This is a genomic window from Metabacillus niabensis (assembly GCF_902829255.1).
Lineage (GTDB): Bacteria > Bacillota > Bacilli > Bacillales > Bacillaceae > Metabacillus > Metabacillus niabensis.
This window is the reverse complement of the sequence record NZ_CADEPK010000070.1, coordinates 1-18,307: the sequence shown is the minus strand read 5'-3', so window position 1 is coordinate 18,307 and position 18,307 is coordinate 1. Positions and strand designations below refer to the sequence as shown.

23 protein-coding genes and 2 pseudogenes are annotated in these 18,307 nt (G+C 35.0%); 8 read left to right on the top strand and 17 right to left on the bottom strand.

The features are described from left to right. Nucleotides 1-140: 140 nt before the first annotated feature. Complete coding sequence (locus tag HU235_RS07640) at nucleotides 141-722, top strand: GrpB family protein (protein WP_174879827.1); 582 nt, start codon at nucleotides 141-143, stop codon at nucleotides 720-722. 219 nt (nucleotides 723-941) lie between these two features. Here the strand turns inward: HU235_RS07640 and HU235_RS07635 are convergent, their stop codons facing one another. The 15 genes from HU235_RS07635 to HU235_RS07565 all read right to left on the bottom strand — a co-directional run bounded on the left by HU235_RS07635 (nucleotide 942) and on the right by HU235_RS07565 (nucleotide 11,229). Next, on the bottom strand, nucleotides 942-1,784 hold the full coding sequence (locus HU235_RS07635) for a nucleotidyltransferase (RefSeq protein WP_174879826.1): 843 nt from the start codon (nucleotides 1,782-1,784) through the stop codon (nucleotides 942-944). A gap of 72 nt (nucleotides 1,785-1,856) precedes the next feature. Next, entirely contained in the window at nucleotides 1,857-2,408 is a 552-nt protein-coding gene (locus HU235_RS07630) for a YfiT family bacillithiol transferase (protein ID WP_174879825.1), read from the bottom strand. 81 nt (nucleotides 2,409-2,489) lie between these two features. After that, nucleotides 2,490-3,047 (bottom strand): cysteine hydrolase family protein, encoded by a 558-nt coding sequence (locus HU235_RS07625; RefSeq protein ID WP_174879824.1) that lies wholly within the window; start codon nucleotides 3,045-3,047, stop codon nucleotides 2,490-2,492. A 458-nt stretch (nucleotides 3,048-3,505) separates the two neighbouring features. Further along, entirely contained in the window at nucleotides 3,506-4,072 is a 567-nt protein-coding gene (locus HU235_RS07620) for a dihydrofolate reductase family protein (protein ID WP_174879823.1), read from the bottom strand. A 19-nt stretch (nucleotides 4,073-4,091) separates the two neighbouring features. Beyond that, nucleotides 4,092-4,550 carry a GNAT family N-acetyltransferase gene (locus HU235_RS07615; protein ID WP_174879822.1) on the bottom strand — a complete coding sequence of 153 codons (459 nt, stop codon included), beginning with the start codon at nucleotides 4,548-4,550 and terminating at the stop codon, nucleotides 4,092-4,094. Between the two features lie 82 nt (nucleotides 4,551-4,632). Further along, entirely contained in the window at nucleotides 4,633-4,965 is a 333-nt protein-coding gene (locus HU235_RS07610) for an HIT family protein (protein WP_233452159.1), read from the bottom strand. 131 nt (nucleotides 4,966-5,096) lie between these two features. Further along, complete coding sequence (locus HU235_RS07605) at nucleotides 5,097-5,552, bottom strand: GNAT family N-acetyltransferase (protein ID WP_174879820.1); 456 nt, start codon at nucleotides 5,550-5,552, stop codon at nucleotides 5,097-5,099. 160 nt (nucleotides 5,553-5,712) lie between these two features. Next, complete coding sequence (locus HU235_RS07600) at nucleotides 5,713-6,489, bottom strand: hypothetical protein (protein ID WP_174879819.1); 777 nt, start codon at nucleotides 6,487-6,489, stop codon at nucleotides 5,713-5,715. 1 nt (nucleotide 6,490) lies between these two features. Further along, the gene (locus HU235_RS07595; protein ID WP_174879818.1) at nucleotides 6,491-7,363 is read right to left on the bottom strand and encodes an ATP-binding cassette domain-containing protein; all 873 of its coding nucleotides are present in this window, start codon (nucleotides 7,361-7,363) and stop codon (nucleotides 6,491-6,493) included. Nucleotide 7,364: 1 nt separating this feature from the next. After that, nucleotides 7,365-7,736, bottom strand: coding sequence for a GntR family transcriptional regulator (locus HU235_RS07590; protein ID WP_174879817.1), 372 nt, complete (start codon nucleotides 7,734-7,736; stop codon nucleotides 7,365-7,367). 202 nt (nucleotides 7,737-7,938) lie between these two features. Beyond that, the gene (locus tag HU235_RS07585) at nucleotides 7,939-8,115 is read right to left on the bottom strand and encodes a hypothetical protein (RefSeq protein ID WP_174879816.1); all 177 of its coding nucleotides are present in this window, start codon (nucleotides 8,113-8,115) and stop codon (nucleotides 7,939-7,941) included. 97 nt (nucleotides 8,116-8,212) lie between these two features. Next, entirely contained in the window at nucleotides 8,213-8,680 is a 468-nt protein-coding gene (locus tag HU235_RS07580; protein WP_174879815.1) for a DUF4304 domain-containing protein, read from the bottom strand. Nucleotides 8,681-8,684: 4 nt separating this feature from the next. Further along, nucleotides 8,685-8,864 carry a hypothetical protein gene (locus tag HU235_RS07575; protein ID WP_174879814.1) on the bottom strand — a complete coding sequence of 60 codons (180 nt, stop codon included), beginning with the start codon at nucleotides 8,862-8,864 and terminating at the stop codon, nucleotides 8,685-8,687. A gap of 254 nt (nucleotides 8,865-9,118) precedes the next feature. After that, nucleotides 9,119-9,706 (bottom strand): TetR/AcrR family transcriptional regulator, encoded by a 588-nt coding sequence (locus tag HU235_RS07570; RefSeq protein WP_307190830.1) that lies wholly within the window; start codon nucleotides 9,704-9,706, stop codon nucleotides 9,119-9,121. Between the two features lie 35 nt (nucleotides 9,707-9,741). Continuing rightward, nucleotides 9,742-11,229 (bottom strand): FAD-dependent oxidoreductase, encoded by a 1,488-nt coding sequence (locus HU235_RS07565; RefSeq protein ID WP_174879813.1) that lies wholly within the window; start codon nucleotides 11,227-11,229, stop codon nucleotides 9,742-9,744. Between the two features lie 675 nt (nucleotides 11,230-11,904). Here HU235_RS07565 and HU235_RS07560 point away from each other — a divergent pair. Continuing rightward, complete coding sequence (locus tag HU235_RS07560) at nucleotides 11,905-12,378, top strand: DoxX family protein (RefSeq protein ID WP_095302853.1); 474 nt, start codon at nucleotides 11,905-11,907, stop codon at nucleotides 12,376-12,378. A 261-nt stretch (nucleotides 12,379-12,639) separates the two neighbouring features. Here the strand turns inward: HU235_RS07560 and HU235_RS07555 are convergent, their stop codons facing one another. Then, entirely contained in the window at nucleotides 12,640-13,467 is an 828-nt protein-coding gene (locus HU235_RS07555) for a TrmB family transcriptional regulator (protein WP_174879812.1), read from the bottom strand. Between the two features lie 136 nt (nucleotides 13,468-13,603). Between HU235_RS07555 and HU235_RS07550 the strand changes: the two genes are divergently transcribed. From HU235_RS07550 to HU235_RS24995, 5 genes and pseudogenes are all read left to right on the top strand, one after another. After that, complete coding sequence (locus tag HU235_RS07550; protein ID WP_095302855.1) at nucleotides 13,604-14,233, top strand: homoserine/threonine efflux transporter; 630 nt, start codon at nucleotides 13,604-13,606, stop codon at nucleotides 14,231-14,233. 187 nt (nucleotides 14,234-14,420) lie between these two features. Continuing rightward, on the top strand, nucleotides 14,421-14,579 hold the full coding sequence (locus tag HU235_RS07545; RefSeq protein WP_174879811.1) for a hypothetical protein: 159 nt from the start codon (nucleotides 14,421-14,423) through the stop codon (nucleotides 14,577-14,579). Between the two features lie 184 nt (nucleotides 14,580-14,763). Then, nucleotides 14,764-15,225 (top strand): annotated as a pseudogene (tnpA, locus tag HU235_RS07540) (IS200/IS605 family transposase). Between the two features lie 309 nt (nucleotides 15,226-15,534). Further along, a pseudogene (locus tag HU235_RS07535) lies at nucleotides 15,535-16,071 on the top strand (cupin domain-containing protein); the annotation flags it as partial. Further along, nucleotides 16,048-16,377, top strand: coding sequence for a DUF5661 family protein (locus HU235_RS24995; protein ID WP_411828259.1), 330 nt, complete (start codon nucleotides 16,048-16,050; stop codon nucleotides 16,375-16,377). The pseudogene HU235_RS07535 and the gene HU235_RS24995, both read left to right, overlap by 24 nt. A gap of 254 nt (nucleotides 16,378-16,631) precedes the next feature. On the opposite strand, the gene HU235_RS07525 is transcribed toward HU235_RS24995, so the two are convergent. Beyond that, nucleotides 16,632-17,573, bottom strand: coding sequence for a helix-turn-helix transcriptional regulator (locus HU235_RS07525; RefSeq protein ID WP_174879810.1), 942 nt, complete (start codon nucleotides 17,571-17,573; stop codon nucleotides 16,632-16,634). Nucleotides 17,574-17,691: 118 nt separating this feature from the next. On the opposite strand from HU235_RS07525, the gene HU235_RS07520 reads away from it, so the two are divergent. Beyond that, on the top strand, nucleotides 17,692-18,255 hold the full coding sequence (locus HU235_RS07520) for a dihydrofolate reductase family protein (protein WP_174879809.1): 564 nt from the start codon (nucleotides 17,692-17,694) through the stop codon (nucleotides 18,253-18,255). Nucleotides 18,256-18,307 lie beyond the last annotated feature (52 nt).

Sequence of the window (18,307 nt, the reverse complement as noted above, 5' to 3'; positions counted from 1 at the left end):
GTTCTCATATCCTATTTATTGGATACGTTAATTTGTATAAAATGGTATTAGAAATTGGTGAATAATTCAACAAATTTTTGTTCGAGTATTAGTCACTATATATGTTTAACTGTTACTAATTAAAGGAGGTATTGAAGGCGATGAATGACAAGTCAAATGTAAAACCTAGAAGTGACAAAGAGCTTCAAAAGGTCACGGTTGGAGAAATGAAACCTCACAATGCGCCAATTACACTAAAGGATTACGCCCCACATTGGCCAGTGCTATTCGAACGAGAGGCTAAGCGTATTCGCTCTATACTTGGAAAGAAAGCATTGCAGGTGGAACACGTCGGTTCAACCTCGGTACCGGGACTATGTGCCAAGCCAATCATTGACATGCTGCTTATCGTGACGGATTCTGGAGATGAGGCGAGCTATGTTCCTGATTTAGAGGAAGCTGGATACACCCTACGTATTCGGGAGCCAGAATGGTTTGAGCACCGACTTTTCAAAGGGCCAGATACAGATATCAATTTACATGTATTTAGTAAAGATGTCTCAGAGGTCGATACAATGCTGCGCTTTCGTAATTGGCTGAGGACTAACGAATCTGATCGAGACAATTATGCAAACACCAAGCGTAACCTGGCACAGCGCGAATGGAAACATGTACAGCACTATGTAGATGCAAAAAGTACAATAGTCCAGGAAATTATGGAACGAGCGAATGCTGCAGAATAAAGAGGTGAACGACTTACCTTTATTTGTATTAACTAAAAAGGGACGGTAGTTTACCGTCTTGTTTTACTTATGTTTCAGTTTATCTATTGTTCCCTAGCCTGATTTTCTATTCATCTTAAATTCAATAAATAATACAGGAATTACAATTAATACAAAAAGAATATTTAATCCAATGTTTTACGCGTTAATCCTCAAATTATTTTCCTAATCTGGATTATCTTATAATCCTAAGTTCCTAACCTTTTTAGGATTATGAACCTGTAGCCACCCTTCAGATTCACTTATCATCCAACTTCCCATTTCATCTAAAAAATCAATAATTTCATTTGCATTTTTAACTGGGTTAATGGCATATTTAAGTGCTTGCTTCATTTTAGATTCCTTCTCTGGGTAATATTTTGAAAATATTCTATACGCAGGATACAAATCTCTTGTATATAGATTTTCTTCTTCGATTACAAGCGAAAGCCCTGCTCTAATGATAACTTTCATAATCCAGCTACAACAATCTAAAATATCTTCTATATCCTCATTCCCATCAATCTCTTCCTTTGCTTGCCGAACTTGATTCTTTAGATTGACAAGGTGCTCGTTACCAACTGTTTTATCAGCTTTATAATGAGGTAAAGAACCCTTTAAATCCTCCCCATACACACACACACTATGGGTCTTTATCATAAATGAAATAATAGAAAAATTAGTCGTTTCTAAAATATCTTCAATAGGATAGAAACTGAATTCCACGCCATTTACACAGGTGAATTTTTCATTCAAATCATGTCCAGCCTTGTCTACCCACTTTAAATCTATTTCATTAGGATTTTTATTTGTAATAGCTATTGTATCTAAGTCTGAAACACCATCTATCCCTAAACCACGAGGAATTGAACCTCTGATATATATGCTATGTAGGCCTCTTCCTAAATTTGTCCGATAATATTCTATAACTTCGTCTATTACCTCGAAAAAATGAGGTTTAATCTTTTTTATACTTGAATTACTTACTATATATCCATTTTCATCCGTCTGACAATAATGTCCAATATTTTTAATACGTGTCAATGTTTTCCCCTTTTGTTTCTATGTTGTTTAAGATAAAAAATCTCATTGGCAGCTGTAATTTTAACGAGTAAATCACCATCCCTTACGATTACATAAAGAAGTAATATGTGCCAAATGATGTCGACCGTGCCAAGAATAGATGCCAATATTCTTACCTACAGTAACTTCTCCTGAATCTGGATGAATAAATGTCTTTTTTAAATCTTCAGAGCTTAGGCTACGTAGTAGTTTAGTCCAACGAATGTGTAATGCTTCGAGCAAGTTTAAGGAAATCGTAATTGGTAGCTTATTATCAGGAAATTCCGCCCATTTCACTTCATCATATGGCTTGATAACAGGTGTTTCTTCGCTAAGAGCCAATTTAAATCGGACATAGGCATTTATATGGCTATCCGCAAGGTGATGCACCACTTGGCGGACTGTCCATCCTTCTGTTCGATAAGGTGTATCAAGCTGATCCTCGCTCAAATCCTTTACAGCTTCTCGTAATAATCTAGGCAACATTTCAATATCATTTATCCAAGCATTCGTAACATCGACAGTTATTTCGTCATGAAATTCAAATTTTCCGATTGGGTATCTATTGTCCAATTGAAATTCCTCCTTTAAATTCTTCAACAACATACTTGTATTTAACCATTCAGCTCTAATAGTTGATTTAAAAAGCAATGCTTCTTAGTTAGAGCACATGTTAACTCAATTCGTTTATTTGATAAAATTGTTTATTAGCTGATCTGTTGTAAGTACTGTTGCAAATTCATCGTGCAATGTAGCTAAAGATATATTATGAATTGTATTTGGATCATAATATGTCTCATTTTGATCCTTTAAACCGAAGGCTGCTGTTGCATCTGAAATCAAGTATGTATCAAATCCTAAATTACCACTCATTCTAGTAGTTGTTGATACACAATGAGGTGTGGTTAAACCAGTTATGACAACTGTTGTAATGTCATTTTCTTTTAAAAACTCTTCTAAATTTGTATGAATAAAGCTACTATTTACCTTCTTAGTTATAATTACTTCTTCATCAATTGGTTGAACTATTTCTTTTATAGCAAACCCCTTATTCTTCGGATAGAATAAAGAATGCGGATTATCGGAAGTGTGCTGAATGTGTATGACTGTCCATCCTTTTTCTCTCCATAATTGCAGAATCCTCCTAATGTTTTCTTCCGCATTTGGGTTATTTCGCTCTCCCCATTTCTTGTCATCAAAAGCTTTTTGTACATCGACTATTATTAGAGCTCTATTCTTATCCATTTGTTCCTCCCTAAGTTGAATTATCTATATTTTACTATATTTTTAGATTCAGACTTTATTATTTGCACAATTTCTATTGTTGTAGCACATATCCAATCAATCTCTTCCAAACAATTGATCCGCTAGCTCTGCAGATTAACAAAAAATTTTCAGAACCTCACCCCAAAACATATGGTATAATTATCCAAAACGAAAAGGTTTTTTTATGTGGATTGATCTTTTTACGATTGCGCCATTGATAGTAATACTTTTTAACATTGCCGTTATTGTGTTTGTTATCTGGTATCTATTACGATTTTTAAAATTACAGCAGGAAAGGAATGCTATTCTTAAATCTATTTCTGAAAAGCTTGATTCGCTAAAAAAGTAGATCGTGAAGCTCACCTCCTGCTTCGACAGGAAAATAAAAATGCTTTGCCCCTATCATGATGCAAAGCATTGAAATAGTAGTATATCTCTTAATCATTCAAATGATAGATAAGCTGGACAACACCAGAGGAAAACGTTCTTGTTTTAACCAAATGTAAATCAAGCTTCTGTTTTACATCGACAAATAATGGTTTTCCTTTGCCTAAAACAACTGGGTGAACAGATAATCTAAATTCATCAACAAGTCCTAAATTGATAAACGTAGTAATAAGGCTTGAACCGCCATATAGCCAGATGTCTTTACCTGGGCTATTTTTTAATTTAGTTACTGCTTCAAGAATATGATCGTTTACAAAAATTGCTTTATTGTCAGTCCCTTTTTGCGTTCTCGAAAAAACATATTTTTGTTTACGATGAACGATTTCCCACATTTCTTTTTCAGCAGCTGTAGCTTCAATTCCCGGTGTATATTGTCCCCATAAATCATAGCTTTTTCTCCCATAAAGAATCGTATCAATTTGATTTAAGAAATGAATAAACCCCATCTCATCGTCCATTATACACCAATCAACTTCGCCATTTTCCCCTTCAATAAAACCATCCAATGTTATTGCTAAATCCAAAATGACTCTTCTTTGGTTACCGTTATCGGACATCATTTTCCCTCCAATTTATTTACATTAATTGTTTCTCAAAGCAATCAACAACCTTCTCTCGCCAATTACTAGTACCATAAAATTTAAACCCTAATGACTTCCAAAATGTTAAAGCAATTAAATTTTCTTGTAAGACTCCGATCCGAACGTTTTTAAACTGTCGTTGTTTTAATTTCTCCTCAAATGCTGCATAAACCCTTTTCCCATATCCTAATGAATGATACGACCCATTAATCATAAGCAAGCCTAGCCACGGTTTGTTGTCTTTCGGATTATTTTCTAAAAAGTCTACAATTCCAATGTACCGATTATCTTCAACTACTAGGAAACTTTCACTAACTGAATTTAGAAGATCATTACTTACTTCTGATAAGGACCTTAAAGGTTTACCGTTTTCTAAAACATTATAGTCTGGATTTGAATTCACTATTTCTAAAGCTATTTGTATTGAGTTTTCTGTTATAGGTTCAAATATCATTGTGTTTATTCACTCCATTACTTTTATAGAGTCACTAAAGACTTTTTTGTTTATTTGATATTGAGGTATTTGAACAAATTACTTATTTTCTAATCCGCTCACCATAGACAATATGCCAATGTAAATGTTTTGTATCTTGGTAGGAGCCTAGGTTAGTAATGATTTTACATGCCCCATATTCATTTGTTATTTGGGCTGCAACCTCCCTTATAACGTTCATTAACTCATTCATTACGAAACTATCTTCCGGGTTTACATCAACAAAAGATGAAATATGCTTTTTAGGTATTGCAACGATATGCACTTCATAAAATGGGCGTGTATGATAATAGGCAAGTACATTTTCCGTTTCCTTCACTTTTTTTACGTTCGTTTTCCCGCTTAATATTTCATCACAATAAAAATCGTTATTCAATGAAAACCTCTCCTTAAAATACATGCTTCTCTACAGATCTTTTAATTCCTGCTTCTAATAACCATTTCCAATAGTGAAACAACAAAAAAAGCTCTACTCTTAATTGGAGTAAAGCAATTTAAATTTATGGGTTACCCCTCTACAATCGTTAATTCTAAAAATTCATCCGTTTCTACAAAACCAAACTTCTTATACACTGGCCTGCCCATCGTTGAAGCTTCAAGCCATATTTTTGAAACACCTGTAATCTTAGCTTCATCAACTAATTTAGATAAGATTTTTGTTGCGATTCCTTGCCCGCGATAATTCTCATTTGTGTACATATTTGATATATAAGCCTTTTTCCCAGACTTATTCGTATAACTCGGTGGGAATTCATAAAATATGACTGCACCGCAGGCAATTATTTCATCATTGTCTTCCGCTAACCATTGAATTAACGTACCATCACTTAGTTTATTTTTAAAGAAAAGAGACAGCTCCATATCAATATTTATACTTGCTTCTATTCCTTCAGCAGCAAGTTGCTTTTTCCTTAACTCAACTAATTTTTCAATGTCATCCATATTTGCCTTACGATAGTTCAACGCCTACTCACTCCTATTAATTTATTGCATTATTTTCCATCATTGTACACCAAAGTTTGGTATTTCACTAAAGTTAAATAAAAAAGGCGTCACCACTTTCGCAGTAACGCTCCTTCCTTCTCAAACTAGCTTTCTAAAATATTCTCTATTTAACTTCTCTTCAATATTTCACAATCATCCTTTTTGTTAGTAGTCGAATAATCCAACAAACAATACCAAGTGCCACCAAAACGCCGATAATCGAAAGAATGACTGGAACGTCAAGTGTTTCCACAAAGCTTGGGACAGGGAGCCCTAAACTAATCGATAATAGCAAGTCCTCTACATAAACCAGAATAAACGCTAATAAAATTGAAACAATCCCTAAAAGCCCCAATCTGCTAAAGGCAGCACCAATTAACCATCCTGCAACATAGTAAGTGAAAATATTTAACGCAAAGATAAGGATTGATACTAACCAATTCGATCCAAGGTCTACATAAGGGGTAAATATGACAGAAATAACTAGTTCAGCAACTAAATTGTCTTCATCAGCACCGTTATTCCCGCTATAAGGCGCGATACTCGGTAGTAGATTCATAAGCTTTAAGATTATCTCCAGTAAGCTTGAGACAATCGCACTAACGACTGGAATTGCTAGTGCTACTCCGATTGTTCCAATAAGCGTCCCTTTGAAATAGTCTTTTCGCGTTACACCATTGCTAACAAAGTGAGGCAAAAATGCAATGGCTGAAATAATCCCTATGACAAGCATAAAGATATTCGCCCCAACAAATGCAACGTCAAAATAAGAGCTTTGCTCAGAACCATTAAAAAGCGCATATACCGTTCTTACAATCTGAATGATAAACACAACACTCAAAAAGTTAAATGCCCATACCCACTGAGTAAAAAACATATCAGTTGCTACTTTTGGGTAGATTCGCGGCTGACTCATCTTATTCCTCCCCTTCTGTTAAATGAATAAATAGATCTTGAAGTGAAATAGGCCCCAACTCCAGTCCATTAGCTTGAGCAGCTTTACGCTCAGCCTCACTGATTTCACCATAAATCATAACGGACTTTGTATTACCTAATTGCTTTGTATTCAATTGTTTCTTTGCTTGAACAAATGCATCAACAGTTTCAGCTGCTCCCGTAATTGAGGTTCCTTTCGTGACAAGTGTTTCATATTCCTCGTGAAGAATAAGCTCTCCTTTATTTAAGAACAACACCTCATCAAACAAATGCTCCATTTCTGATACAAGATGTGTAGAGAGAATCATCATTCGTGGATGCTCTAATTGATCTTCTAACAATTGCTGATAAAACATCTCTCGAGTCGGAGCGTCCATTCCATTGTATGCTTCATCAAAAATAGTAATCGGTGTACGACTTGCTAAACCTATCGTGACATTAACAGCAGATTGCATTCCTTTTGAAAATTCTTTTATTGGCTTATTCATTTGTAATTTGAATTTTTCAACAAGATGATTGGCATAATCCATATCAAAATTTGGTCGATAGCGGCTAATACTTTCCAAATAATTTTTCAAACTATCGGATTCATCTTTATAATCTTTATTAAAGATAAAATTCACTTGTTGCATAATTCGCGCATTTTCAAATGGATTTTCCCCAGCAATTTTAACTGTTCCGCTTGTTGGTTCCCGGAATGAAGCAAACAAAGAGAGCAACGATGTTTTTCCGGCCCCATTTCTTCCGATTAATCCATATATTTTATTTTCATTTAACTGAAAGCTCATATCTTTAAGCGCATAGCTGTTCCCAAATTGTAAGGATAGATTTTTTACCTCTAATGACATTGACATTCTATTCACTCCCCTTGCACTTTTTTATTAAATCAAATAATTCCTGAGTACTGATTCCAAGCTTCTCAGCTTCTTGAACGAGACCAACGACATAATTATCTGAAAAAGCATCTTTCCTTTTTTGTATCAGCTTCTCTCTTGCGCCTTCTGCAACAAACATCCCAATCCCTCGCTTCTTGAATAAAATACCTTCCTCCACTAATTGATTGACTCCCTTTGATACGGTGGCATGGTTAATCTTATAAAAGCTAACTAACTGATTAGTTGAAGGAGCTTGTTCCCCCTCCTTTAGTTGTTGGTTTACAATTTGATCTTCAATTTTTTCGCGGATTTGTAAATAAATTGGTTTATCTTGATCAAATAACCTGCTCAATGTTATCACCACTTTTCATCTTCATTTACAGCTTTAACAGCTCACAATAATCCATGTTCGTTATACAGTTATATACTTATGTGTATAACCATAACACTATATAACTTGTATTGTCAATAAAAAAAGCTAAGGAAACGAAAAATGGTTTCCTTAGCTTCTAATCAATTACTGTTAGTTCTAAACCTAACGTACGGAGTTTTAGTTATAAAAAATCTGTTCCATGTGTTCCATTAGAGTTGATGCCATTTTGCGAGATAACTTCTCCTAGCTTTTCATCTTGAACATTTTGATCGGCTGGAGTCATTCCAGATTTTCGTTCAAGAAAAATAGCAATACCACCGATAATAACGACAGGGATAAAGATATATAACCAAATCATACTAACACCTCCATATGATAGCTTATGTATATCATATCATTTATTTTTACTTTTTTTACAATCATTATAATTTTTTGGAAAAGAATTGTTCTTTACTTTATATAAAAAGGTTTTTAATCCAATTACGGTCAGACACATGTAATAAGCTCATAACTTTGGACGCAACCTGTTCAAAATCCTCTTCATCCTTTGCGTTCTCATAGTTAAACCAGGTCTCATTGGATTCCTTTATATTCTCTGTGAGTCTATAACGATAATTTACACTTACATCATGTGCAGTCACCTTGTTTGCTGGTATTTCTTCTCCCCAACTCATTGTTAGCCCTTCAATTGGGCAAATCGCTAATATTACAACAAAGGATCCACCATAACGATTAAATTGAAACGTAATTAAGTCCATATTCTCTTCATTTTGTCTTCTATAGTGTGGAAATGAACCTTTAAAGCCTTGCTCTCTTAAATAGGGAACGACAATCTTTTTTAATGCTTTTATCATCACTAAACGTTCTTTTGCAGCCATTTTGCCTACCTCTCCAATCACGATATAAGATTGTTTTATAGCCAACGGATTACTTCTCCTCTATGATGTAAGAAAAAGAGACATTCCTCCAAACCCAATCATGGAAAAATTCTTCTACTGCCTTTTGCAAAACTTCTTCGCCCATATTCTCGTCAAATTCTATATCTTTTAGATTGAACGTTTCATTTACGTATTTAGTACTAAAAGAAGATGTAACAGCTTTCCCCATTCACTTTCCTCCTATTATCTTAAAATTTTATTTTAATATACATATCTCACTTTTAGCAGATAGCTTACGATTTCCTATCATCTATCTATCATAACAAGCGATTGGTGTTTTTTGGATAATCAAATATAGAATGTGGAATTATTAGTAGGATTTTTGAATAAGAAAAAAGCCGCCTAATTTGGCAGCTGAACAATTTTATGGCTTTTCCATGTCCTTAATATCTGACATAGCCGTAGTTATGTGACAAGTTGGATTTAAGGGCGCCCCGTCACAATTCGCAATATTAAATCAACTTCCGGCATTTGGTACGCCTCGTCGATGTGAATATTTAATGTCATAAGTGCTGTTAAAACTGTAAAATACGCAGAAATCAGTTGTCTAGGGTCACCTAGGGCAAACTCACCTAATTTTTGCCCTTCTACAAATAATGGCTCCCACGTATCTACAATATAAGATTCCATTGAATACTCTGCTATTAGCTGCTTGGCCTTCTCAGGGACGCCTTCCGCAGTACGAGCTTGATGAATAAGCATGAAATACTGCTGACCTTCATGAAATAGCTGGGTAATTTCCCTCAATTTTTCTAGAGGTGTTCCAGATAATGAATAGACGCTTTTCAATCCATCCTTTGATTCCTGAATTGCCCGCTCCACAAGGTGGAGAAAAAGCTCATCTTTGGATTTAAAATAGTGATACAGAAGACCTTGACTAATACCAGCTTCAATCGCAATCATACTTAGTTTAGTTCCAGTAATACCGCGTCTGGAAAAGATTTTAATCGCTGATTGTATAATTTGTTCTTTCCGTTCATCACGAATATGTTGCAACTGTTCCTCATTCATTGGTGACAAGATGTTTTGCTCCTTTCCTAATTGTCTTATTGCTCCGGTGGAAACGGAATAAATGATGCTTTAGAGAAAGAAGGAATTTGTTTCAACTGCTCTTTTAGTGATAGACTTTTCTCTTGTAATAATGCTGAGATTTTTTCGTAATCCATCTTAGATGAAGCTGCAAGGACGGAGCTTGCCAAATGATCATTAAATAGAATATGTGGTGAGAATAGTAATGAATTTACACCCCAGTATAATAAAAAGCTTTCCACATCGTTGCTAGATACCGTCTGTTTTAGTAGCAAATCCAAGTATTCCTGTGCAAAGTCAATACCTTCCAAAGGCTGTCCGTGATATTCCACTCCTGACCATTGCAAGTCATATACGCACATCAGCCACCAAGCAGGCTCCAGAACATCTTGTAGTCCTTGAAGCACGCGCTGTTCGAAATGGGGCTGAGGGTTTCTTAGCTGCTCTTTTAAATAAAGTTCCAGCTGCTCCACTTCGATTGCAGCCATCGTCATTCCTAATCCGTAGATAGGATCGAAATTACAGAGTGCATCTCCTATAACGAGCAGTCCGGATGGCCAATCCTTCATCTGTTCAAAATGATGCCGGTACAATTCACTTATCCTATATCCTCTTGGAGAAGTAATTGGTTCAAGACCTTCTATGATACCCGCTATAAGCGGATCAGAAAGCTGTGGAATACTTTTTTCAAATTCCTCAGGATTGGTAGGAGGAAATTGTCCACCAACTCCCCAAAGCAACATTTCTGCTGTATTATTCTCAACTATAGAGAATACACCTGTGAATTCCTTGTTTGTTGGATTGCCATCGACCCGAATCACATCCCATTTTTCTGTGATTTGCTCATGGACGTGATAGTGACGAGTGCTATATCCAAGTGAGGCTTTCAATTTGTCAGGGATATGTGTAGTATAACCAAGTTCTTCTAGCCATGTCACTAGTTTTGAGGAACTTCCGCTGGCATCCAATATAAGATTAGCTGTTATCATCTTCTGTTGTCGAGATTCTCTAAAGTCTCGTATTAAAACCCCAGTAACTGATGTGTTCTGGAAATTTGTCTTTAATCCAATTACTTCATGTTTGGTAAGAAATTTTACGTTCTTCATTTCCTTAACACGTTTACGTATCACCCACTCCAATAACGCTCTGCTAAACGTAGTATCCTTTTCCGGGATAGGCATAGAGATGCTTCCAAAGGAATAGGAAAAATGAGCGATTTTATTTAATGATGAAGGAGCCCCCGATGCTAGTAATTCATCGTTTAATCCGGGAAATAGACGCTCCATAATCATCCTGCCCCTTGGTGTAAGACGATGGGGCTGAAAACTTTGCGGTACTCCCAAACGGTTTTTTGCCTGTTCAGGAAAATCATCCTTGTCTACGATCACAACTTCTTTGTAAAACTCTGCAAGCATTTTAGCAGCCAATAATCCGGCAATCCCACCTCCGATAATAACCGCTCGATCCAAATTTCCCTTTGAAGCCGTAAAATTCTCTTGATTCATATAATCCCTTCCCTTCGATTATGATAAAGTCATCTTTAAAATAGGTTGATTGAATCAATCATTCAATTCTAAAATAATCGACTTGAGATTTTTTGTCAATCAGTAAATGCGCATAATTTGAAGCATCCTTTGTACTATATAGTCCCTTCAGCTTAACCTATGATTATATCTCTCCAATTAATAGTTTATAAGTATGTGTTCCTACGTTAACCCGCTTCCAATCGTGAAGCAAGAGAATTGGTTTATGCCTTCAAAGCATTAAAACACCAAACGTCTGGTTGTCCAAAATGGAAAATCCTTCAAACATACTCCTGCTTTTTAAACAATTAATGTGAAATTTATTGTATAGTTGCGATACATTTCTAATATGAATAACAAAGGAAAATAACCTACGATAGTCGGTTATCTACTTTTTGATCTCGCCCTTACATTTACTTATTAGAACTTAATAAAAATAGACTATCAGATCCGTAGATTAAGTGAGCTAAAGAAACAGAATAGAATTCATTCATATTTTGTTCTATAGTGCATTCACCGTTTAATAAATCGTTTGTAATTAAGCAAATCGTCAGTCCAAATTATGATGAAAAACAACCGCAAACTCTACTTCATATCTTTTGGATGTAGAGTTTAGGTCCATATACATTTTATTTTTTCAAAATCGGAGGGAATTTTATGGAACCATTCATTACATTGATTATCGTAACACTTGGGATACTCATTGCAGGGAGATTTGGGGTCAAACGTTTACAGCCATGGACAGTTGCCCTTCGTGGTGGGGTTGCAGCTATGTTTCTATTAACTGGTGTTGTTCACTTTGTCTATATGCGTGCTGAACTAATTAACATGGTTCCCCCTTCCTTGCCGAATCCTGACTTACTCGTAACAATTACTGGTTTACTAGAAATAGCTGGTGCTATAGGACTGCTATGGAAGCCAACCGTTCCATGGGCATCTGCTGGATTAACAGCACTGCTTATCGTCATGTTTCCAGCTAATATTTATTTAGCTCTTGAAGGTTCGGCAATTGAACCTTTTGATGCTTTAATTCCGAGAACCATTTTACAACTATTTTTCCTTTCTGCAACAATAACTATTTTAGTAACAAATGTGTACATTCGAGCTATTGAAAAGAATAATCAGCAATAGTTCAGATAGAATGTTAAACAGTTTTTAAAGAGGCTGGCTCAAAACCAAAGGGTCTGACCCCTCAAACACAATATAAACTAATGATGAGGTTAGTCTACTATATATCGGTGTTGTTGGAGGGGTCAGACCCCCTTTTGAGTCACCCTCAACTGTTAACAATCCTTGCAGCAAAAAAAGTCTCTACATCAGAGATAAAAATATGCTGAACTATCTATCAATACTAAATCTTAATCCAATCAATCCACTCAAAATCGTAAATCCTTATTTCACATAATGCTTTTTAAAATCAGGATAGATTGAAAATTTGCGTCGTAAATGAACGAGATTCTTTCCAAAGCTTTCCTCAAGGAGCTCTCTATGCTTCTCCATGATTTCCATGAGATATAAATCATGAATCATCACTTCTGTAATTGGCATAACTAACCCTACGTGCATCGTCCATGCGGCACGGCTATCCTCGCCTAGCGAGACGATGCCTGCTACTACCTCTGAATCATCGCCGCTAATCACAATCCAACGTCCGCCATACTCTTCTGTAATTTCATCGCCCATATAATGAAGGTAAACATTCGCAAAATCAGAGACAATTTCTCCATAAGCAATAACTGTTACATTGACGCCTCTTTTTGCTGCTTGTCTTAGCTCAGACTCCAATTCTTCAAATTCTTCTTTCCAAACCTCTAAAAGAATTCTTTTTGTTGCTTTTGATATACATGCCTTAACTTTATCGAGGATCTCATTCCGTCCCATGATATTCCAAATGTTTTCACGGTCATTTGCAGAGCTCTCAAATTCCGCTAATGATTTTTCTGCTAGTTCAAAATTCTTTTCTGCCTTTATTCGGCGATTTTTAATGAGCTCCTTAGCGGGAACTGGGGTGTATTGTGGTGTATTTCCAGGACTAACAAGAATATCCCCACGCATGGCGAGACTATCCAAAACCTCATAAATTTTTGAACGTGGTACACCAGAATTTTTTGCTACTGCATATCCAGTTAATGGCGCTTCTTCTAATAAGGTAAGATACGCTTTTGCTTCATATTCCGTAAAATTTAAATTCTTTAATATGTCGAAAATATTTTCTTTCATAGTCCCTCCAACATTTAGTTGCTACCTTAGTAACTAATATTTTATCAAATCTGTTGATTATTTCCAAAGGCTTCTGATATACTCATTAAGTAGTTACTAAGGTAGTCACTAATTAGAAATGAAAGGGAGAAGCAACATGGATAGCTTACTTACATACATTTCAATTGCTGCAATGATGGTCGTGATTCCAGGTGCAGATACGATGCTCCTTGTGAAAAATACGCTAAGCTATGGACGAAAAGCCGGACGATATACGGTTCTCGGAATGGCAACAGGCCTTTCCTTTTGGACGCTTATTGCGATTCTCGGATTATCTGTTGTTATTGCAAAGTCTGTCATCCTTTTCAGCACAATTAAATATTTGGGTGCTGCATATTTAATTTATTTAGGGATAAAAAGCTTCTTTGCCAAAAGCATGTTTACATTAGAGGAAATTCAGGCACAAGCAAATGCACCTTCTCATTCTTCAAATCGCCATCATAAAGAATCCTTTATGCAAGCGTTACTTAGTAATGTTCTTAATCCAAAAACCGTTTTGGTTTATATAACGATCATGCCTCAATTTATTGATTTGAACAGAAATGTCGATCAGCAATTAATAATGTTAGCAGCAATCCTAACTTTACTCGCAGTAGCGTGGTTTCTCACCCTTGTTTATGTAATTGATTACGCAAAAAGATGGTTAAATAACTCTAAATTCCAGAAGGTATTCCAAAAATCAACAGGATTAATTTTAGTTGGTTTTGGCGTTAAAACAGGAATTTAACTAAATTTACGAACACATCAAGTTTACCTTTCACTGTTCAGACAACTGAACAGTTTTTCTTTTTCATCCTCAATTTATATTGCATGTGCAATCAAATCATTGTTGGGGTTAATTTTTAAATTCAGGGTTATCGAATGGTTTATTGCAAATAATAAGATTGTTAAACATGAAATTGAGGAGGAATCGTATGGAACAGGATCAAAAGGCTAAGCAAAATTTGGATTCAATTATGAAACCAGAGTTTGCTGGAACTGATATGCAAAAAGTAAAACAAGAAATTCAAAAGGATGTTAGCGAAGGACAAGGGGCGATGACTTCCCGAGAGGCCGGAGCAATGCGCGATTAAAAAAACCACTTTGAGTGGTTTTTTATTTTGTTTGTGGTTTCGAAAACCCCCTGCTATGCTGGGGGTTCTAAAGAGCTTCAAGCGTGGTATTAGGTATTAAAAAACCTCACTTCACATGGTAGGATAAAGTTGGTTTCCCGACCACTTTATCTCGCCATAGAAGGAGGTATGCCCTTTGAAGGACATGAATAGTTTAGCACATACAACGTGGAATTGTAAGTATCACATTGTGTGTGCACCAAAGTATAGAAGACAGATTATTTATGGAAAATATAAAAAGAGTATTGGACAAATTATCCGAGATTTATGTGAAAGAAAAGGTGTAGTAATTCATGAAGCCAACGCTTGTCCCGACCACATACATATGTTGGTAAGCATCCCACCTAAATTGAGTGTGTCTCAATTCATGGGTTACTTAAAAGGAAAGAGTAGTCTTATGATTTTTGATAGACATGCGAATTTAAAGTATCGATATGGAAATCGGAAATTTTGGTGCAGAGGTTTCTATGTTGATACAGTAGGCCGAAATAAAAAGCAAATACAAGAATATATTAGAAATCAGCTAGTAGAAGACTACTGAGCTGATCAATTAACATTGTTCGAAGAGTTTGATCCATTTACAGGAGAAAAAAATAGGAAGAAATAAGAAAATTCTTTAGAATTAGTGAGTAAATGTGGTGCAAAAGGGAAACCCATTCAGTGGGCCTTTAAGGCCGAGGCCGGAAAGAGAGGCTTTTAGCCGCAGAGCAAACCACCAGTTCTTACTGGTGGTTTTGATTGAACTAAAGAGGCAGGTTAGTTTAAGTGGGGAATTTACTTATTTTGAATTGTTCAATTAGATTGAGCAAATGTTAACAGCTTATCAATTCCTTTAATGGGATAACCCAGAGCATTAGTACATTTCTTAGCATATTGCATAGGATATTTTAAGAAATTTTTGAAGGTGTTGAGAAAAATGCACGATGCTCCTTTTTTGTATTACCACCAATATCAATATACAAATCCATATTATATTAATGAGCCAATAAATAACAAAAGAAGAAATATTGGACTAAAAGATTATGGAAAGAAACCATTTGTAATCAATATTAATGAAGCTACAAAACAAAACATTAACTATCGGACTGCATTATGGACAGGAAATCATTTGCAAGTTACATTGATGAGTCTTAAAGTTGGGGAAGATATCGGTTTAGAAATTCATCCTAATGTTGACCAATTTTTACGGATTGAACAAGGTCAAGGGATTGTTCAAATGGGCAAGAGAAAAGATAATTTAAACTTTGTCCAAAATGTTTATGACGATTCCGCCATTATGATACCTGCTGGAACATGGCACAATGTAACCAATACAGGTAATATCCCGTTGAAAATTTATTCTATATACGCACCTCCACAACATCCATTTGGCAAGGTTCATGTAACTAAAGCAGATTCTTTGACTGCAAAACACCGTTCTGGTTGTGATTTGCACTATTCTCATTCAACAAAGTATCCAAATAGGATTCAAACTAATACTTTAAACATCGTTAAAACTAGCTTTTCTAAAGAGGAAGCAGCAGCGATAGCTTTACTTTTAGGCATTGACTTTACTAAAAGTAAGTTTGATTTAGATGAGTTTTGGATGGGAGTAAATACTGAACTTGAACACGGGAAACACTCCAGCCAAACTAATGTTACTGGGGATGACCCTCTAATTACGGGAAAAATTGCACTGGCTCATCTTAACGAGTTTCCTGATTATTATAAAAGATTAAAAGTTCTTGAGGAGGAAGCAAAAGCATATTGGAACAAATAATTATCCCATTAGAAATTTGTATTGTTTTGTATACCTAAATAAAAATTTTTTGATTTGCATAATTCATTTTATCAATTTAATGGTGTTGATTGTGAAGAATTTAAACTATAGGGTGAGATACTATAGGGTGCGATACTTCAATAAAGAGGTATCGCATTTCTTATTGAACTAAAGGGGCAGAAAAGTTAAATAAGGCGAACATTAAAACAGTTGCTCCTGATTTTTAATAGTGGATTAGTAAAAAAATAAATATTTTAATTATCATCTTGATACATAGTTAAAATTTCTTCCGCTTGTTTACGTAATCCAACGATTAATTCCTTTGGTTCCAAAATTCGTGCGTGACTTCCAAGTCTTAAAAATAGTGATGTTATAAAATTAAGTTCACCTCTATCTATGATTGTATCTATATATCCAGTTCCATCTTCTTGTGTGACTACAAAACCCTCAAAATAAGGAACACTTTTACATTGACGGATACCTTCCATAGTTAAATTCACATGCAGTCGAATTGGGTTTTTTACTTCAATAAAGTTGAACCATTCTTTTAAATTCATGAATTCATCTTCGTTTTCTTCAGTTGATAAAATGGAAAGAATACGATCTACACGATACAGTAATATTTTTTTCTTATGATAATCGTAAGCAGGCAAATACCATAATCCATCATGGGCATATACACCGATAGGACGGATGTGTTTTTTCCTTATACCTGATTTAGATTCATATTGAATGTGTAAATTTCTATTCTCAATAGAATACTTTAAAACATCGTTTAAAAGGGGGGTATCAATCGTTCTTTTGGGGTTCCAAAAAGCAATATAAGACCGAATTTTATCTATTTTTATTTTAGCTTCACTCTGGAGTGAACTATATAATTTATGTTCGACCGAGGAAATTTCAGTATCAAATGGCAAGTTGCGATAGTAATTTAGAGATTGAAAAGCATAGAAAATAGAAACAGCTTCTTCTTCAGTAAATAAAATTGGAGGAAGAAATCTACTCGTTAATACTGTATATCCACCATTACGACCTTGTTCTGAGTAAATTGGCAACCCCATATCAGATAAATCTAATATGTATCTGTGTACAGTACGAATGGATATATGAAATTCATCAGCTATTTCTTGTGCAGTAAACTTTTTCTTACTCGTAACAAACATAAGAATATCTAATAGACGCTTGGCTTTTGACATTTTTTTCACCTTTTTCATTTAATCATGTCATTACTTGTCATGTTTTACGTATAGTATAGTTTATACCTTATGATTTTAGCAATAGGGGAAATTCTATAAGATAAAAGGAGATAAAAATATGACCATTAACGAGAGAGCAAGAAGAGTGATTTTAGATTTAGCAGTTACTTTAGATGGATTTATTGAAGGGCCGAATGGAGAAGTTGATTGGTGCATTATGGACCCTGATATGGATTTCAATAAATTTTTGAATCAAATTGATACTATACTATATGGTAGAAAAAGCTACGATATATGGGGGCAATATATTCCAAAAAATGATGACTCGGATACCGATAAAGAAATGTGGAGATTGGTTCATAGCAAAGAGAAGTATGTGTTTTCCAGAACACAAAAGGAAACTGATAATCGAACGATATTAATAAATGATAACATTGTTGAAGAAGTTAATAAATTAAAGAAAAAGCCCGGTAGGGACATCTGGCTATATGGTGGATCAAGTCTTATTACAACTTTTATCAATTTGGGACTTATTGATGAATTTAGATTATCTGTTCATCCAATTATTTTGGGAGAAGGAAAACCTTTATTTATAGATATAAACAAGAGAATAAATCTACAAATAGTTGAAACCAAAAAGTTTTCTTCTGGCGTTGTTCAATTAATTTATAGATTGAATTAAACAAAGGGTACATTTCAATGAGTTTATTGTCACTTTGTTCTACTAAAGGGTG

Bases quoted from the DNA above. Each gene is read 5' to 3' on its own strand.
- HU235_RS07640 (WP_174879827.1), top strand. From the start codon at position 141: ATGAATGACAAGTCAAATGTAAAACCTAGAAGTGACAAAGAGCTTCAA.
- HU235_RS07630 (WP_174879825.1), bottom strand. From the start codon at position 2,408: ATGTTGTTGAAGAATTTAAAGGAGGAATTTCAATTGGACAATAGATAC.
- HU235_RS07625 (WP_174879824.1), bottom strand. From the start codon at position 3,047: ATGGATAAGAATAGAGCTCTAATAATAGTCGATGTACAAAAAGCTTTT.
- HU235_RS07620 (WP_174879823.1), bottom strand. From the start codon at position 4,072: ATGTCCGATAACGGTAACCAAAGAAGAGTCATTTTGGATTTAGCAATA.
- HU235_RS07615 (WP_174879822.1), bottom strand. From the start codon at position 4,550: ATGATATTTGAACCTATAACAGAAAACTCAATACAAATAGCTTTAGAA.
- HU235_RS07600 (WP_174879819.1), bottom strand. From the start codon at position 6,489: ATGAGTCAGCCGCGAATCTACCCAAAAGTAGCAACTGATATGTTTTTT.
- HU235_RS07595 (WP_174879818.1), bottom strand. From the start codon at position 7,363: ATGTCAATGTCATTAGAGGTAAAAAATCTATCCTTACAATTTGGGAAC.
- HU235_RS07585 (WP_174879816.1), bottom strand. From the start codon at position 8,115: ATGATTTGGTTATATATCTTTATCCCTGTCGTTATTATCGGTGGTATT.
- HU235_RS07575 (WP_174879814.1), bottom strand. From the start codon at position 8,864: ATGGGGAAAGCTGTTACATCTTCTTTTAGTACTAAATACGTAAATGAA.
- HU235_RS07570 (WP_307190830.1), bottom strand. From the start codon at position 9,706: ATGAATGAGGAACAGTTGCAACATATTCGTGATGAACGGAAAGAACAA.
- HU235_RS07565 (WP_174879813.1), bottom strand. From the start codon at position 11,229: ATGAATCAAGAGAATTTTACGGCTTCAAAGGGAAATTTGGATCGAGCG.
- HU235_RS07560 (WP_095302853.1), top strand. From the start codon at position 11,905: ATGGAACCATTCATTACATTGATTATCGTAACACTTGGGATACTCATT.
- HU235_RS07555 (WP_174879812.1), bottom strand. From the start codon at position 13,467: ATGAAAGAAAATATTTTCGACATATTAAAGAATTTAAATTTTACGGAA.
- HU235_RS07550 (WP_095302855.1), top strand. From the start codon at position 13,604: ATGGATAGCTTACTTACATACATTTCAATTGCTGCAATGATGGTCGTG.
- HU235_RS07545 (WP_174879811.1), top strand. From the start codon at position 14,421: ATGGAACAGGATCAAAAGGCTAAGCAAAATTTGGATTCAATTATGAAA.
- HU235_RS07525 (WP_174879810.1), bottom strand. From the start codon at position 17,573: ATGTCAAAAGCCAAGCGTCTATTAGATATTCTTATGTTTGTTACGAGT.
- HU235_RS07520 (WP_174879809.1), top strand. From the start codon at position 17,692: ATGACCATTAACGAGAGAGCAAGAAGAGTGATTTTAGATTTAGCAGTT.